A 16,065-nucleotide genomic window follows, 5' to 3' on the forward strand; every position below is an offset into this window, starting at 1 on the left:
CCGCCCTCACCACATATTCAGCACAAGCCGGGCTTCGTCGCTCATCCGCTCCGGCGTCCACGGCGGCTCCCAGACGATGTTGACGTTGACCACGCCGACGCCGGGCACCGAGGCGACCGCGTTCTCGACCATGGTCGGCAGCTCGGCGGCCGCCGGACAGTTCGGCGTCGTCAGCGTCATGTCGAGATCGACGGTGCGGTCGTCCTTGATTTCGACCTTGTAGATCAGCCCGAGCTCGTAAATGTCGGCCGGAATTTCCGGGTCGAACACCGTCTTCAGCGCGCCGACGATCTCGGTGCCGAGCCGCTCGGTCTCCTCCGGCGGCAGCGCCGAGACGGTCTGCATATTGGCTTTGGCTTCGATCGTATCGGTCATGCGAACAGATCCCGCGCCTTGATCAGCGCACTGACGAGTTGGTCCACTTCCTCACGGGTATTATACATGCCGAACGACGCACGGCACGTCGCAGTGACTTGGAACCGCTCCAGCAGCGGCATCACGCAATGGGTGCCGGCGCGGACCGCAATCCCCTGCCGATCGATCACCGTCGCGATATCATGCGGGTGAGCGCCCTTCATTTCGAAGGAAATCACCGGTCCCTTGTCCTTGGCGGCGCCGATAATCCGCAGCGAATTGATCTCGCGCAGCCGCTCTTCGGCGTAGGTCAAAAGATCGTGTTCGTGAGCGGCGATCCGCTCCTTGCCGATCGAATTGACGTAGTCGATCGCCGCTCCGAGCCCGACCGCCTCGACGATCGCCGGCGTGCCGGCTTCGAATCGGTGCGGCGGATCGCCATAGGTCACCCAGTCCTGCGCGACCTCGCGGATCATCTCTCCGCCACCGCAATACGGGCGCATGTTGGCGAGAATGTCGTACTTCCCGTACAGCGCGCCGATCCCGGTCGGCCCGTAGATCTTGTGACCGGTCATCACATAGAAGTCGCAGTCGATGTCCTGGACATCGATGGTCATGTGGACGGCGGCCTGACTGCCGTCGACCAGCACCGGAATGCCGCGGGCATGGGCGATCTTCACCACCTCTTTGACCGGAACGACGGTGCCGAGCGCGTTCGACATCTGGGTGATCGCGACCAGCTTGGTCTTGGCGGTCAGCAGCTTCTCGAACTCGTCGAGCAGGAAGTTGCCGTCGTCGTCGACCGGCGCCCACTTCAGCACGGCGCCCTGGCGCTCGCGCAGGAAGTGCCACGGCACGATGTTGGAATGGTGCTCCATGATCGAGAGCACGATCTCGTCGCCCTCGCCGATGTTCGGCGCGCCCCACGACGATGCGACCAGATTGACCGCCTCGGTGGCGTTGCGGGTGAAGATGATTTCTTCAGGCCGCTTGGCGTTGAGCAGATGCTGCACGCGGGTGCGACCGCCCTCATAGGCTTCGGTCGCGGCGTTCGCGAGATAATGCAGCCCGCGATGCACGTTGGCGTATTCGCTCTCGTAAGCCTGGGTCATCCGCGTCAGCACCTGACGCGGCTTCTGCGCCGAGGCGGCGTTGTCGAGATACACCAGCTTCTTGCCATAGACCTCCAGCGACAACGCTGGAAAGTCCTCGCGGACGCGGGCAACGTCGTAGCTGCCGTTGCTGACGGCCGGATGCGTACTCATTGCCTCGCCTCCAGCCAGCGCACCGCAGCCGCGGTCACCAGCTCACGCAAATTATCATCGGCGATCGCCTCGATCGCCTCGCCGACGAACGCCTGGATCAGCATCGCCTCGGCTTCCTTCTGCGGCAGGCCGCGGGCACGCAGATAGAACAGCAAGGAATCGTCGAGCGCGCCGACTGCGGCGCCGTGGCCGCAGGTGACGTCGTCGGCGAAGATTTCGAGCTCGGGCTTGTTGTCGACCTCGGCTTCGTCGGACAGCAGCAGAGCCCGGGTCATCATCTTGGCGTCGGTCTGCTGCGCCGGCTGACGGACGTTGATCCGGCCCTGGAAAACTGAATGTCCGCGATCATCGACGACCGCACGAAACCCTTCGCGGCTGGCGCAATGCGGCACGTCGTGGTTCATCACCAGCGTGGTGTCGGCGTGCTGCTTGCCGTTGAGCAGATTGACGCCGTTAGTCTGCACCTCCGAATGCGAGCCGGCCACCGTCACCACCGCCTGATAGCGGCTGACCAGCCCGCCGGTGGTGATGCCGAACGCGTTGAAATGCGCATGCGCGCCGACCGAGACCGCCGCCGAAGTGATGTTGAACGCCTCGGGGGCGTCCTCGACGATGCGCACATAGTCGAGGCGCGCATGGTCACCGACCGAGATCACAGCCGAGTCGTGGACCTGATAGGCCGAGGCGCCCTCGCCCGCCACGTAGCTCTCGACCACCGTCGCCACCGCGGCGTTGCCGAGCGCGATCCGCGACCGAGTGAACATCGCGGCCGGCGCACCGCCGGAGGTGATGTGCAGGATATGCAGCGGCCGGGCCAGCGTGGTGCCATCGGCCACCTCGATAACGACGCCGTCGGTCATCAGCGCGGTGTTGAGCGCCACCATCGGATCGGCGGTGTCGAGCGACAGCACGCGGTCGTCGCCAGCCTGCAGCGCCTCGCTCAGGCTACGGATCGACAGCCCCGCTTCGAGACCTGCAAGGTCCGACAGATCGGGGGCCAGCACACCGTCGACGAGCACGAGACGGCGAACGCCGTCGATCGCGTGCAGCTTGGCGGCTGTCTCAGCCCGCGCCAGCGCGGTCGCCTCGGGCGCCGCCGCGAGCGGCAGCACCTCGCGCATCAGAGCGCGCAGGTCGGTGTACTTCCAGTCTTCGATCCGCCGGTGAGGCAGCCCGATACGCTGAAACGTGTCGAGCGCCTGACGGCGGGTGTCGGCGACCTTGCCCGCACCCGGCACGCGGGCGCTGACTGCAGCGAAATTGTCGCTGGCGGTGTCGGGCTTGTCGGGTTTCGCCACTGCGATGTTCATGACCGTGTCCCGATCGGCGGCGCTCAGGCCGCGGCTTCCTGATATTGCGCGTAGCCGTTGGCTTCGAGTTCGAGCGCCAGCTCCTTGCCGCCGCTGCGCACCACCTTGCCCTTCGACATCACATGAACGACGTCGGGCACGATGTAGTCGAGCAGCCGCTGATAGTGGGTGATGACGACCATCGAGCGGTTCGGCGCGCGCAGCGCGTTGACGCCTTCCGAGGCAATCCGCAGCGCATCGATGTCGAGGCCGGAATCCATCTCGTCGAGAATGCACAGGCTGGGCTGGAACAGCGCCATCTGCAGCACCTCGTTGCGCTTCTTCTCGCCGCCGGAGAAACCGACATTGACGCCGCGCTTCAGCATCTCCTGCGGAATGCCGAGCGAGCCGGAGACTTCACGCACCCGCTTGAGGAAATCCGGCGTCGACAATTCGTCCTCGCCGCGCGCCTTGCGCTGCGCATTCAGCGCGGTGCGCAGGAAGTTCATGGTGGCGACACCGGGGATCTCGACCGGATACTGGAAAGCCAGGAACACGCCCTTGGCGGCGCGCTCGTTCGGCTCCATCTCCAAGAGATCCTCACCCTTGAACAGGATCTGACCGCCCGTCACCTCATAGCCCGGCTTGCCGGCGATGACGTGGGACAGCGTCGACTTGCCGGAGCCGTTCGGCCCCATGATCGCGTGCACTTCACCTTCGTTCACGGTGAGCGTCAGCCCGTGCAGAATCTCGCGATCCGCGACGCTGACCTGGAGGTCCTTCACTTCGAGCAATGCAGCCATAACGACCTTCCTGTTTGGCTCTCATCCTGAGGATCGACGGCGGCGCGCGTCTCGAAGGATGAGTTGATATGATGTTCTCGTTGCGGATCCTGCGAAGCGGCTGCGGCGCGGCCGCCTCGTGAAGCTTTCAGGCTTTACCCGACCGAGCCTTCGAGGCTGATCGAAATCAGCTTCTGCGCTTCGACCGCGAATTCCATCGGCAATTGCTGCAGCACGTCCTTGACGAAGCCGTTGACCACGAGGCCGACCGCCTCCTCCTGGCTGAGGCCGCGCTGGATGCAATAAAACAGCACGTCCTCGGAGATCTTCGACGTCGTGGCTTCGTGCTCGAACAGCGCCGAGGCGTTCTTGGCTTCGATGTACGGCACGGTGTGCGCGCCGCACTGATCGCCGATCAGCAGCGAGTCGCACGCGGTGAAGTTGCGCGCGCCGGTGGCCTTGCGGTGCGCCGTGACGAGGCCGCGATAGGTGTTCTGCGACTTGCCGGCAGCAATGCCCTTGGAGATGATCCGGCTGGACGTGTTCTTGCCGAGATGGATCATCTTGGTGCCGCTATCGACCTGCTGATAGCCGTTCGAGATCGCGATCGAGTAGAACTCGCCGCGCGAATTGTCGCCGCGCAGGATGCAGCTCGGATACTTCCAGGTGATCGCCGAACCGGTCTCGACCTGGGTCCAGGAGATCTTGGAATTGGCGCCGCGGCAGTCGCCACGCTTGGTGACGAAATTATAGATGCCGCCCTTACCTTCCGAGTTACCCGGATACCAGTTCTGCACCGTCGAGTATTTGATCTCGGCGTCGTCCATCGCCACAAGTTCGACCACCGCGGCGTGGAGCTGGTTCTCGTCGCGCTGCGGAGCGGTGCAGCCTTCGAGATAGGAAACGTAGGAGCCCTTGTCGGCGATGATCAGCGTGCGCTCGAACTGGCCGGTGTTGCGCTCGTTGATGCGGAAATAGGTCGACAGCTCCATCGGGCAGCGCACGCCCGGCGGCACGTAAACGAACGAGCCGTCGGAGAACACCGCCGAATTCAGCGTGGCGTAGAAATTGTCCGAGGTCGGCACCACGCTGCCGAGATACTTCTGCACCAGTTCGGGGTGATGCTTGATCGCCTCCGAGATCGGCATGAAGATCACGCCGGCCTTCTTCAGCTCGGCCTGGAAGGTGGTCGCCACCGACACCGAGTCGAACACCGCGTCGACCGCGATCTTGCGGCTCGGCGTGTCCGGCTCGCCCGGGCGCGGCTCGACGCCTTCGAGGATCGCGACTTCCCGCAGTGGGATGCCGAGCTTCTCGTAGGTCTTCAGGATCTCAGGATCGATCTCGTCGAGCGAGCCGACGGTCTTCTTCGGCTTCGGCGCGGCGTAGTAGTAGAGATCCTGGAAATCGATCTTCGGATAATCGACACGTGCCCAGGTCGGCTCGACCATCGTCAGCCAGCGGCGATAGGCTTCAAGCCGCCACTGCAGCATCCAATCCGGCTCGTTCTTCTTGGCCGAAATGAAGCGGACGATGTCTTCGGAAAGCCCCTTGGGAGCCTTCTCGGATTCGATCAGAGTTTCGAATCCATAGCGATATTGATCGACGTCGATCTGGCGAACCCGATCGACGGTCTCTTGGACGGCAGCCATTCAAACCTCCGCTCACGGTTTCAAGGACCGCGGTGGATCTGCGAAAGACATGCTTACACGATCCGTCACGGGATGAAACCCTCTTAGAACCGTTCAAGCACTGTTTCACGATCCCTTCTAGCTATGTTGCCGGCGAGCTTTCTCCAAGCCTCCAGACAACAATCAATGTCGGATTCGCTACTCGACCAGCCAAGGCTGATCCTGATGGCCGATCTTGCAAGTTCCGGACCGAAGCCCATCGCTTCCAGCACATGCGACGGCTGCACCTTGCCGGACGAACAGGCCGACCCCGACGACACCGCGATTCCGGCGAGATCGAAGCCGATCACGGCGGTTTCGGCCCGCAATCCAGGGACGGCGAACAGTGTGGTGTTCGGCAGCCGCGGCACGCCGGCCGACAGGATCACCCCGTCGTCCCCGGCGATATGTCGCAACCCCGCCTCGAGCCGTGTCCGCAATCCTTCGATCCGGGCCATGTCGTCCGCCATCGCCGGAATGGCGGCCGCCGCCGCGGCGCAGAAGCCGGCGATACCGATCAAGTTCTCGGTGCCGGCCCGCCGCCCCAGCTCCTGGCCGCCGCCGCGCAGCAGCGGCTCGGGCCCGACCAGCTTCGGGCTCAGGACCAGCGCGCCGACGCCCTTCGGGCCTCCGATCTTGTGTGCAGACAACGACACAAGATCGGCGCCGAGTTCCTTGATTCCGAACGGAATCTTGCCGAACGCCTGGATCGCATCGACGTGCAGCACGCCGCCCGCTTCATGCACGATCTCAGCGACTTCACGAATCGGCTGAAGCGCGCCGGTTTCATTGTTGGCGAGCATCACCGACACCAGCGCAGGCGATCCGCCGGCCAGCATGGAGCGGAGGTGATCGAGGTCGACCACAGCTTCCGCCGTGACCCGGATGGTGTCGATACGCCCTGCCGGGAACTGGCCGCCGCTCAGCACCGCGGCGTGCTCGATCGCCGAAATCAACAACCTTTCAACGGGTTCCGAGCCGATCCGGAGTCCCGGCGTCAGCGCCAGCGCATCGGACTCGGTGCCCCCTGACGTGAAGACGATATCGCGCGGCGCGGCCCCGACGGCCTCGGCGAGCTGGGCCCTGGCATGTTCGAGCAGTCCGCGCGCGGCACGGCCTTCGGCGTGGATCGAGGACGGATTGCCGACCAGATCGAGCGCCGACGTCATCGCCGCCTTCGCCTCCGGCCGCAGCGGCGTGGTCGCATTCCAGTCCAGGTACACTCGATTGGGCGTCACCGCGCGTCGTTCCTCTCAATTATCGTCCGATCGCCGGTCATCGGCTCACCCTGTTCAATATGCTTGCATTTGGACCTGCGCTCCATGCTAGAACGCAGCTCCCCGTTTCCTCCGGCCGCCTGCCCGATCCGCTTCGCGGCAGCCGGCGGCCGTTGCTGGCAGGACCCGCCCGCGCACGGCGCGGCAGGCCCATTCCCATCATGTCGCGCAAGGATCGCTGATGCCCGAAGTTATTTTCACCGGTCCGGCGGGCCGTCTCGAAGGCCGCTACCACCCCGCCAAGCAGAAGAACGCGCCGATCGCGATGGTGCTGCACCCGCATCCGCAGTTCCGCGGCAACATGAATCACCCGATCGTCTATCAGGTGTATTACGCCTTCGTCGCCCGCGGATTCTCGGTGCTGCGGTTCAATTTCCGCGGCGTCGGCCGCAGCCAGGGTTCGTTCGACCACGGCACCGGCGAGCTGGCCGATGCTGCCTCGGCGCTCGACTGGGCCCAGACCATCAATCCCGAAGCCCGCGCCTGCTGGGTCGCGGGATTCTCGTTCGGCGCCTGGATCGGCATGCAGCTTCTGATGCGCCGTCCCGAGGTCGAAGGCTTCATCTCGATCGCGCCGGAACCGAACCGCTACGACTTCTCGTTCCTGGCGCCCTGCCCGTCGTCCGGCCTGATCGTCCATGGCGAGAAGGACATCGTGGCGCCGGCCAAGGACGTCAACACCCTGGTCGAGAAGCTCAAGACCCAGAAGGGCATCGTGATCGACCAGCAGACCATCCCCGGCGCCAACCACTTCTTCGAAGACCGGATGGAGCCGCTGATGGAGACGATCACGTCCTATCTGGACATGCGGCTCGCCAACGTCCGCTGACGCGGGCGGCTACGGCCGCGCCAGCAGCCCGCCGGTCATCGGGAACGCGACACCGGTGGTCGCCGGATAGCTGAGCGGCAGGCCCTTCAGACCGCGCGCGGCGAGGAAGCCGAACGCCTGCGCCTCCATCGCGTCGGCCGACCACCCCAGTGCGTCGGCGCTTTCGACGCTGGCCGGCGCGAGCACCTCGCGGAGCAACCGCATCATCGTCAGGTTGCGCGCGCCGCCGCCGGTGACGACCCAGCTCGCGGGCGGCTTTGGCAGCAGCGGGACAACAGCCGCGATCGCGCGGGCGGTGAACGCCGTCAGCGTCGCCGCACCGTCTTCAGCCGACCAGTCGCGCAGCGCAAGCCCGGCGAAATCGTTGCGGTCGAGCGACTTCGGCGGCGGCTTGACGAAGAATGGGTGCTGCAGCGCATCTCCCACCCACGCCTGATCGACCGTTCCTTGCGCCGACAGCCGCCCCTCGCAGTCGAACGGCTTGCCCTGGGTGCGGAACACGAAATCATCGAGCAGCGCGTTGCCGGGCCCGGTGTCGCAGGCGATCAGAGTGTCGCTGCCGTCGATATAGGTGATGTTGGAGACGCCGCCGATATTCACCACGGCGACCGCACCGTCGCGGCTGAGCGACTGCGCCAGAGCACGGTGATACACGGGCACGAACGGCGCCCCCTGGCCGCCCGACGCAACGTCGGCAGCACGGAAATCGTACACAACCGGAATCCGAATGGCCCTGGCGAGCGCCGCGGCATCGCCGATTTGGACCGTCAGCTTCGCCTCCGGCCGGTGCAGCACGGTCTGGCCGTGAAAGCCGGCGACATCGATGGCTTCGGCAGACAGACGGTGCTGAGCGATGAAGGCGGCGACCGCTTCAGCATGCGCGATCGTCACAGCCCGCTCCGCTTCGGCGAGCACGCCGGGACGAGCATCACGCCGGTCCAGCTCCACCGCTTCCGCAAGCGCGTGGCGCAGCAGGCCGCGTTCGGTCTCGGTGTAAGGCCGGTAGCCCGACGGCCCCAGCGCGGCGACGCGCCGTCCATCGGTCTTGATCAGCGCGACATCGACGCCATCGAGCGAGGTGCCGCTCATCAGTCCGATCGCCGTCATCATCATGGCAACGCGCCTTTCCGCCCGCTGCAGAAGGTCCAACTTGTGTCAAACACCTAGTTCTTATAATGCCACAGGGTAACGCGCCCGAAAGACTTTCCTGGGCGTCGTCGCGCGCGATCTGCGCGATACGTGAAATAACCGTGATCAGAGACCGATACAGATGACCGCTTTTAAGTCTGATTTTATGAATGTTCTCCAAAGCCGGGGATTCATTCATCAGATTTCCGACCCCGACTCGCTCGATGCGCTCGCGGCGAAGGGCGAAGTGGTCGCGTATGTCGGTTACGATTGCACCGCGGCGTCGCTGCACGTCGGCCATCTGCTGTCGATCATGATGCTGCATTGGCTGCAGGCGACCGGCAACAAGCCGATTGCGCTGATGGGCGGCGGCACCACGCGCGTCGGCGATCCGTCGGGCCGCGACGAGACCCGCAAGATCCTCACCTACGAGCAGATCGACGCCAACAAGGAGTCGATCAAGGGCACGTTCTCGAAGTTCATCACCTTCGGCGACGGGCACAGCGACGCGGTGATGGCCGACAACGCCGAGTGGCTGACCAAGCTGAACTACATCGAGATGCTGCGCGACGTCGGCCGCCACTTCTCGATCAACCGCATGCTGACGATGGACTCGGTGAAGCTGCGGCTCGACCGCGAGCAGGAACTGTCGTTCATCGAATTCAACTACATGATCCTGCAGTCCTACGACTTCGTCGAGCTGGCGCGCCGCTACAAGTGCAATCTGCAGATGGGCGGCTCGGATCAGTGGGGCAACATCGTCAACGGTGTCGACCTCGGCCGCCGCATGGGCACGCATCAGCTTCACGCGCTGACCTGCCCGCTGCTCACCACCGCGTCGGGCGCCAAGATGGGCAAGACCGCCGCCGGTGCCGTCTGGCTCAACGGCGACATGCTGGCGCCGTATGATTACTGGCAGTACTGGCGCAACACCGAGGACGCCGACGTCGGCCGCTTCCTGAAGCTGTTCACGCTGCTGCCGATGGACGAGATCGAGCGGCTGTCGAAGCTGCAGGGCGCCGAAATCAACGACGCCAAGAAGATCCTGGCCACCGAGGCGACCGCGCTGATGCACGGTCGCGACGCGGCCGACAAGGCGGAAGCCACCGCGCGCACCACCTTCGAACAGGGCGGCACCGCGCAGGACCTGCCGAGCGTCGAGATCAGCCGCGGCGAGCTCGATGCGGGGATCGGCGTGCTGGTGGCGTTTGCCGAGAAGACCGGCTTGGTTGCCTCCAACGGGGAAGCCCGCCGCCAGATCAAGGCCGGCGGCCTCAAGGTCAACGACGCGCCGGTGACCGACGAGAAGATGACCCTGACAGCCAACGACCTGTCGTCGGACGGCGTGATCAAGCTGTCGATGGGCAAGAAGAAGCATGTGCTTCTGCGGCTTGCATAGCCCCATTCGCTAGCTGGCTCTGCTCCTTTCCGGCAAAACCGCGTTCGATACCAAAAAACGTGGTTTCGTTCGGGAAGGATCGTCCTTGGATCACCGTGCCTCGCGCACCGGCCTGTTCATTCTCGGCCTGTGCTTCGTGCTGTCGCTGCTCGGCCGCGGACTCGGTGAGAGCTTCACCGTGTTCCTGCTGCCGATCTCGGCCTCGTTCGGCTGGGACCGTGCCGAGGTGGTGTCGATCTATTCACTGACAGCGCTGTGCACCGGCCTCGCCTCACCGCTGGTGGGCCGGCTGTTCGACCGCTCCGGTCCGCGCGTGGTCTATACCCTCGGCATGACGCTGCTCGGCGGCGCGCTGCTGATCGCCGCCTATGCCGAGCGGCTATGGCAGTTGCAGCTCACGGTCGGGCTGTGCGTTGGTCTCGGCATCGCCTTCACCGGCAACGTGCCGAACTCGATCCTGCTCGGCCGCTGGTTCGGCGCCAAGCTGCCGAGCGCAATGGCGGTGGTGTATTCGGCGATCGGGGCCGGCGTGCTGGTGATGCTGCCGATCGCGCAGGTGCTGATCGAGCGGGTCGGCTGGCGCGAGGCGTATCTGGTCCTCGGCGGCGCGATGCTGATCCTGCTGATTCCGCTGTCGCTGCTGCCGTGGCGGCGGTTTGCCGCCGGCGCCGACGCGCATGCGCAGCGGCCGTCCAATGATGCGGTGGACGACTATTGGACGCTCGCCAGCGCGATGCGCCACCACGCGTTCTGGGCCCTGTTCGCGACCTTCTTCTTCACCGCGATCGGGATGTATTCGATTTCGGCGCAGGTGGTCGCCTATCTGGTCGATGCCGGGTTCTCCCCGCTGCAGGCCGCGACTGCCTGGGGCTTCTCCGGCGTCGTCCTGGTGGTCGGCATGCTCGGCGTCAGCTGGCTCGACGGCGTGATCGGACGGCGCCCGTCGATCCTGTTCTCCTACGCGGTTTCGATCACCGGCCTCGTGCTGCTGTGGCTGCTGCAATGGTATCCGAACCCGCTGCTGCTCGGCGGATTCGTGATCTGCTTCGGCTCGATGATCGGCTCGCGCGGCCCGCTGATTACCGCTACCGCGATGAGCATCTTCCGCGGCAAGCGCGTCGGCACGATCTACGGCACGATCTCGATCGGCAGCGGCCTCGGCTCGGCATTCGGCTCATGGTTTGGCGGTCTGCTGCACGACCTGACCCAGAGCTACAATCCGGTACTGGGCTTCGCGCTGGTGAGCGTCGTGCTCGGCATGATCCCGTTCCTGGTCGTCCCGGCGCTGCGGGAGCAACAATAAGCCCGCGCGGCTGCGTTGCAATCGCAGCTATCGGTCATGACTTCGCAATCCCTGCGTGGCATAGACCGGGCCATTAGCGGCCCCCGCCCCCTCGCGATCAGCAAAATGTGTACGAGCAATTGCGCTCGATCATCGCTGCCGCCGCCCTGCCGGGCATCATCATCCGGTGGGTTGCTCGCGCCGCGGGCCTCGACGTGCCGTGATCTTGCTTCGGAGACATCATGACGACCACCACCCTCGATTCCGCAGACAAACGGCCCGCCCAATACGGCGCGCTCGCTGTCCTCATTCACTGGCTGATTTTCTTCGCCGTGATCGGCCTGTTCGCCTCGATGCAATACGCACACGAGCTGGAGAAGACCGATCCGCTGCGTGGCACGCTGTACAACTGGCACAAGGCGATCGGCACCCTCGTGCTGGGCCTCTCGGTTGTTCGCATCCTGTGGATAAAGATCCACGGCGCGCCCGACCTCGTGCCCTCGCCGCGCGCTACCGAGGTACTCGCCCGGATCAGCCACGGCCTCTTGTACCTGCTGCTGCTCGCGGTCCCGATCACCGGCCTCGGCATGACGCTGTTCTCGGGTCGCGGCGTCGACCTGCTCGGCATTCCGCCGCTCGCCAAGAACGACGCGATCGCCGGCGCCTTGCATGCGGCGCACGAACCGCTGTTCCTTTTGACCGCGATCGTTGTGCTGATCCACGTCATCGGCGCGCTGTGGCACCAGTACCTCCGCCACGACGCAACACTCGGCCGCATGGTGCCGTGGCTGCGCGGCAAGTAACGCCACACCTCGTCATTGCGAAAAGGCGAAGCCGACGAAGCAATCCAGCTCGGCACACGGAGCTGGATTTCTTCGCTCGCGGAGCCTGTTATCGGGTCGGCCGGAGGCCGAACCTGTTGGCTGACAATGACGGGGATAGGTGGTTATCTGATTAGTTGGGCGGCGCCGGGAAATCGGCGCCGTTATTTTGCCGGCCGGTGTTGAATTCGAAGATCTTGCGCAGCACGCCCGGTGCCATCGCCGAGATCGGGTTGACCCGCAGCACTGGCTTGCCCGGCGTGCCCACCACCTCATAGGTAACGCCGATCAGGCCCTCGTTGCTGCCGCCGCCGAGGAACAGGCCGACGATCGGGATCTGCCCAAACATGTTGTTGAGCCCGTACATCGGCACGAAGGTGCCGCTCATCCGCACCTGATTGGCGCCGTAGTCGATCGAGCCCTCGATCGTGGCGCCGATGGTCGGCCCCTTCACGACGCCGTCTCGGATGGTGAGCGTGCCGTTCTGGCGGCTGAATTCGGCGCGCAGACGCGAGAACCCCAGCCCTTGCGGCGGCCCCCCCGGCGCGCCGGCGGCGACCCGATCGAGCGCCGCTTCACCCTTGACGGTGAAGTCGCGCACGTTGATCAGGCCTTCCTTCTCGCGCGGCTCGCCGCCCGGCGGCTCGACCGCGAGCGAGAGCTGGCCGCCATACATCTTGGCGTAGCTGTCGGTGAAGCGGAAGAACGCGCCGGCGTCGTTGGTTTCCAGATAGATCACCTCGCGCCCCTGATTGCGGCCACGCAGATCGGCGGTGATCGGGGTGTCACGGCCGAGCTTGCCGCTCATCGAGAAGCTGCGGAACACACCATTGCGACGCGTCGCCTTCACGTCGACGCTGCGCAGCGCCTCGCCGTAGAAGCCGGCGACCGCGCCGAGCTTCAGGTCGAGATCGAAATCGATGCTCTTGCCCTTGGTATCGCTCGAGCTGCCGGAGAGCGCCGATTTGATGAAGCCGCGGCCGTCGAACACGTCGCCGCGCATCACCGCTTTCAGCACGCCGTCGTTGCCACGGTCCGCCTTGAGCATGGCCTTGTCGCCTTCGGAAGGCGAGTAGACCGGGAAGTTGGCATTGATCAGGTCGCCGTCGCCGTCGACCTCGAGGGCGCCCTTGATGAGCGTGCCGCCCCCCTCGATGGTGAGGTCTTCGAGCCGGGTCGATTGCGGCTTGCGTACCACGTTGAAAGCGGCGCGGCCGGGTTTGCCGGCCGATTTGGTCCAGCCCGGCAACAGATTGTCGAGCTTGACCGCAGTGAGATCGGCATCGATGGCGAATTTCGCGTCCTGCTCGTTGTCGCCGATCTTCCCGGTCAGTTTCACCCCGAGCGGACCGCTGACGCCGCTGCCGAGATCGAACCCGAGCCGGGCGCGGCTGGCGTCGTCGAGCGTCGCCTGCAGCTTGAGGTCGGCGTCGCCGTCGACCGGCTTGCGATAGTCCAGCGACGCCGGCTGTCCGTTGATCTTGACGTCGCCTTTGACCTGATAGCCCTGATTGTTGGCGGTGACCTTCAACGTGGTGGATTCGAGCTTCTGCCCCATCGCCAGCTTGTCGCCGGCAAAGCCGTTGAGATCGGCCGTGATCGAATAGTTGGTGTCCTGCTTGGTCAGCACGCGCTGGATCGGCATGCCGAGCATCACCTGCGCCGACACCGTACCTTTGCTGCCGTTGGGATCGATCGGCAGAGCCGCCGCATCGCTGAGCCGGCCCGAGGCCAGCACCTCGGCGACCGCCGGGACCGGGCCATCGAGCTTGAACTTGATCCTCGCCGGCGCCGGCTTCGGCGCCAGATCCGGCACCTCGAACAGAATGTCCGACAATGCGATCTTTCGGCCGCTATCGGTATCGGCATTGGCCTGATTGATCGTCACCGTCGCGGTGCGGCCGGTCACTCGAACACGCATGTCCGCGTCCTTCACGACAGGCATGCCGTCCACCGGATGGATCGCCGCGCCGCTGCCGAGAATATTGACCAAGAGCCCTTCGTCCGGAATCGGCGGGCCGCTTCGCGACAGGTTCTTCAATGGCGAGTTGACGGCGATGTCGATGGTCTGGATCGAGCCGGCGAGGATGCGATCGTTCACCCACTCGCGCAGCTCGGGCACGATCAGCACCGGCCACATCCGCTTCAGCGCCGAAACCGACATCGGCGTGCCGGCCAGCCCGAGCGTCAGCCGCGGCTCGCCGGAGTAATCGATGCTGCCGGAACCGGCGACGCCGATCTCGCCGTTGCTGACGTCGGCTTGTGTCAGCAGCACCCGGCGATTGGCGCTGTCGAAGCGCACTCGGACAGCGATCCGGTTGAAGATCAGCGGCGCCTCGTTCTGCGCACCCGGCAGTACGATCGTCCCACCTGACAGACCGAGCCGCCAATCGTTGACGCTGCCGTTTGGTGGCTCCAGCGTCGTCAGCAGCGTGACACGGTTAGCGCCGGCGAGCACCTTGAACGGCGCAACCAGCACGCGGCGGTTGGCGTCCCATTCGAAAGTCGTTTCGATCTGGTCGATCGCCATCGGGTAGTCCGGCGTTTCCAGATCGACCAAGGTGCCGGCACCGGCTGTCAGCTTGCCGCGGAAATAGGTCGGCACGCCGTCGCGGCCGATTTCGCCTTTCAGATCGCCGGTCAGGGGAAAGTCGGCACTGTAGGTCAAATTCTTGAGCCGCAGCGCGAGCAGCACCGTCCGGGTCGGCACCTGATTGGCATGCAGCTCGACCGAGCGCACGCCGTCACGGGCGGGACCGACCTGGACCCGGAGCGACCAAGGCTTGGCGCCCTCCTCGCCGACGCTGAGCGCGACACCGCCGCCGCTCGGCCGCCGCAGACTGAGGGAGATATTCTCGAACGACCAGCGATTGCCGCGCTGCTGGTCGTCCACAACCAGGTTGCCGTTCTTCAGACCGATCTCGTTGAGGTTCTGGCCGTCGAGCCCGGTCATGCTGAGGCTGTCGAGCCAGGACAGTCCGGCCAGCACACCTTTCATCGCGTCGGAGTTGTCTCCTGCCGGCGCGGTCGGCGCCGGCGTCGCGGCATCCGGCGCAGCGGCGGGCGCGTCCGGCGGCGCCGTCTGGCTCGGCAGTTTGAACTCGACAGGCCTGCCCGCCCTCGCGACTCCGGTCGCGATCGGCTTCTCGGTGGATCCAGCCGATACCGTGACCTGGCCCTCGGGATCGATCCGGATCGCCAGTTCGGCCCCGACCAATCTCAGGCTCTCGGCCCGCAGCTTGCCCATCAGCAGCGCCCAGCCGGACAGCCGAACTTCCGCCTTCGGCGCCGAGGCGATGACGGCATGGTCGTGGTCGCGGACTACGATATCGCGAATCCGTACAGCGATACGGATCCGGCCGGCGCGCTCGATTTGCGTACCGCCGATTTCGACCGTATTGCCGCTGCCGATGTTCTGTTCGATGGCGTCAGCCAGCCACGGCGTCACCATGTCGAGATTGATCGGGCCGGCACCGAGCCGCAGCCAAAGCCCGGCAAATCCGGCGGCCAGCACCATGCCGACCACGGCGAGCGTGACGGCGACGCGCTTCAACCACGGACCGCCGACGGTGTGGCGGCGGGACCATTCGTTGACGCGATGCAAACCGAGACCACGCCGCTTCAGCAATTGGCGAGCACGATGACGGCCGTCTTCTTCATGCGCGTGGTCCCAATGACCATCGTGCCAATGCGGGTCAGATGAATCGTGGCCGGCGTGCGGGTCGGACTGGTTCGGCGTCGGATGTTTCGCCATTGCCTCTCGTTGCACGCGCCCGTCGGGAGCCTAGTTGTGGAGGAAGGTGCCCGCACCGTCGCGCAAAGCATGCGCTCCTGTGGCGGCCTTGCAGCCCGTCCTCGTATGAACCTCTACTCGCCGCCGGCCCGATGGGCCCATTGAACAAACGGGGATGGTCGGCACGCCGAATCCCTGCGACCATACCCCGAGGTCGACGGACTTGCCCAGCAGCG

General features: G+C 65.2%; 12 protein-coding genes. 4 read left to right on the forward strand and 8 right to left on the reverse strand.

Annotated elements, in window-relative coordinates:
• Window positions 1-6: 6 nt before the first annotated feature.
• From DY468_RS03725 to DY468_RS03750, 6 genes are all read right to left on the reverse strand, one after another.
• The gene (locus DY468_RS03725) at window positions 7-375 is read right to left on the reverse strand and encodes an SUF system Fe-S cluster assembly protein (protein WP_054163221.1); all 369 of its coding nucleotides are present in this window, start codon (window positions 373-375) and stop codon (window positions 7-9) included.
• A complete protein-coding gene (locus DY468_RS03730; protein ID WP_164602504.1) occupies window positions 372-1,619 on the reverse strand; it encodes a cysteine desulfurase in 1,248 nt (415 codons plus the stop codon). The genes DY468_RS03725 and DY468_RS03730 overlap by 4 nt, the downstream gene beginning before the upstream one ends.
• Window positions 1,616-2,929, reverse strand: a complete 1,314-nt coding sequence (gene sufD / locus DY468_RS03735) for a Fe-S cluster assembly protein SufD (protein ID WP_164602506.1) — start codon at window positions 2,927-2,929, stop codon at window positions 1,616-1,618. Before sufD ends, DY468_RS03730 begins: the two co-directional genes overlap by 4 nt.
• Before the next feature lie 23 nt (window positions 2,930-2,952).
• Window positions 2,953-3,711, reverse strand: coding sequence for a Fe-S cluster assembly ATPase SufC (gene sufC, locus DY468_RS03740; RefSeq protein WP_164602508.1), 759 nt, complete (start codon window positions 3,709-3,711; stop codon window positions 2,953-2,955).
• 134 nt (window positions 3,712-3,845) lie between these two features.
• Entirely contained in the window at window positions 3,846-5,342 is a 1,497-nt protein-coding gene (gene sufB / locus DY468_RS03745; protein WP_164602509.1) for a Fe-S cluster assembly protein SufB, read from the reverse strand.
• Between the two features lie 83 nt (window positions 5,343-5,425).
• Entirely contained in the window at window positions 5,426-6,598 is a 1,173-nt protein-coding gene (locus DY468_RS03750; RefSeq protein ID WP_164602511.1) for a cysteine desulfurase family protein, read from the reverse strand.
• 220 nt (window positions 6,599-6,818) lie between these two features.
• Between DY468_RS03750 and DY468_RS03755 the strand changes: the two genes are divergently transcribed.
• Window positions 6,819-7,466, forward strand: coding sequence for an alpha/beta hydrolase (locus tag DY468_RS03755; RefSeq protein ID WP_011158012.1), 648 nt, complete (start codon window positions 6,819-6,821; stop codon window positions 7,464-7,466).
• A 9-nt stretch (window positions 7,467-7,475) separates the two neighbouring features.
• Here the strand turns inward: DY468_RS03755 and DY468_RS03760 are convergent, their stop codons facing one another.
• Window positions 7,476-8,579, reverse strand: a complete 1,104-nt coding sequence (locus DY468_RS03760; protein ID WP_164602513.1) for an anhydro-N-acetylmuramic acid kinase — start codon at window positions 8,577-8,579, stop codon at window positions 7,476-7,478.
• Between the two features lie 157 nt (window positions 8,580-8,736).
• On the opposite strand from DY468_RS03760, the gene tyrS reads away from it, so the two are divergent.
• From tyrS to DY468_RS03775, 3 genes are all read left to right on the forward strand, one after another.
• Complete coding sequence (gene tyrS, locus DY468_RS03765; RefSeq protein WP_164602515.1) at window positions 8,737-9,993, forward strand: tyrosine--tRNA ligase; 1,257 nt, start codon at window positions 8,737-8,739, stop codon at window positions 9,991-9,993.
• A gap of 85 nt (window positions 9,994-10,078) precedes the next feature.
• Window positions 10,079-11,296 (forward strand): MFS transporter, encoded by a 1,218-nt coding sequence (locus DY468_RS03770; RefSeq protein ID WP_164602517.1) that lies wholly within the window; start codon window positions 10,079-10,081, stop codon window positions 11,294-11,296.
• 221 nt (window positions 11,297-11,517) lie between these two features.
• Window positions 11,518-12,078 carry a cytochrome b gene (locus tag DY468_RS03775; protein ID WP_164602519.1) on the forward strand — a complete coding sequence of 187 codons (561 nt, stop codon included), beginning with the start codon at window positions 11,518-11,520 and terminating at the stop codon, window positions 12,076-12,078.
• A 151-nt stretch (window positions 12,079-12,229) separates the two neighbouring features.
• Here DY468_RS03775 and DY468_RS03780 read toward each other — a convergent pair whose 3' ends face one another.
• The gene (locus tag DY468_RS03780; protein ID WP_502706207.1) at window positions 12,230-15,850 is read right to left on the reverse strand and encodes a YhdP family protein; all 3,621 of its coding nucleotides are present in this window, start codon (window positions 15,848-15,850) and stop codon (window positions 12,230-12,232) included.
• Between the last annotated feature and the right edge of the window lie 215 nt (window positions 15,851-16,065).

The sequence above is a fragment of the Rhodopseudomonas sp. BR0M22 genome (assembly GCF_010907035.1).
Taxonomy (GTDB): domain Bacteria; phylum Pseudomonadota; class Alphaproteobacteria; order Rhizobiales; family Xanthobacteraceae; genus Rhodopseudomonas.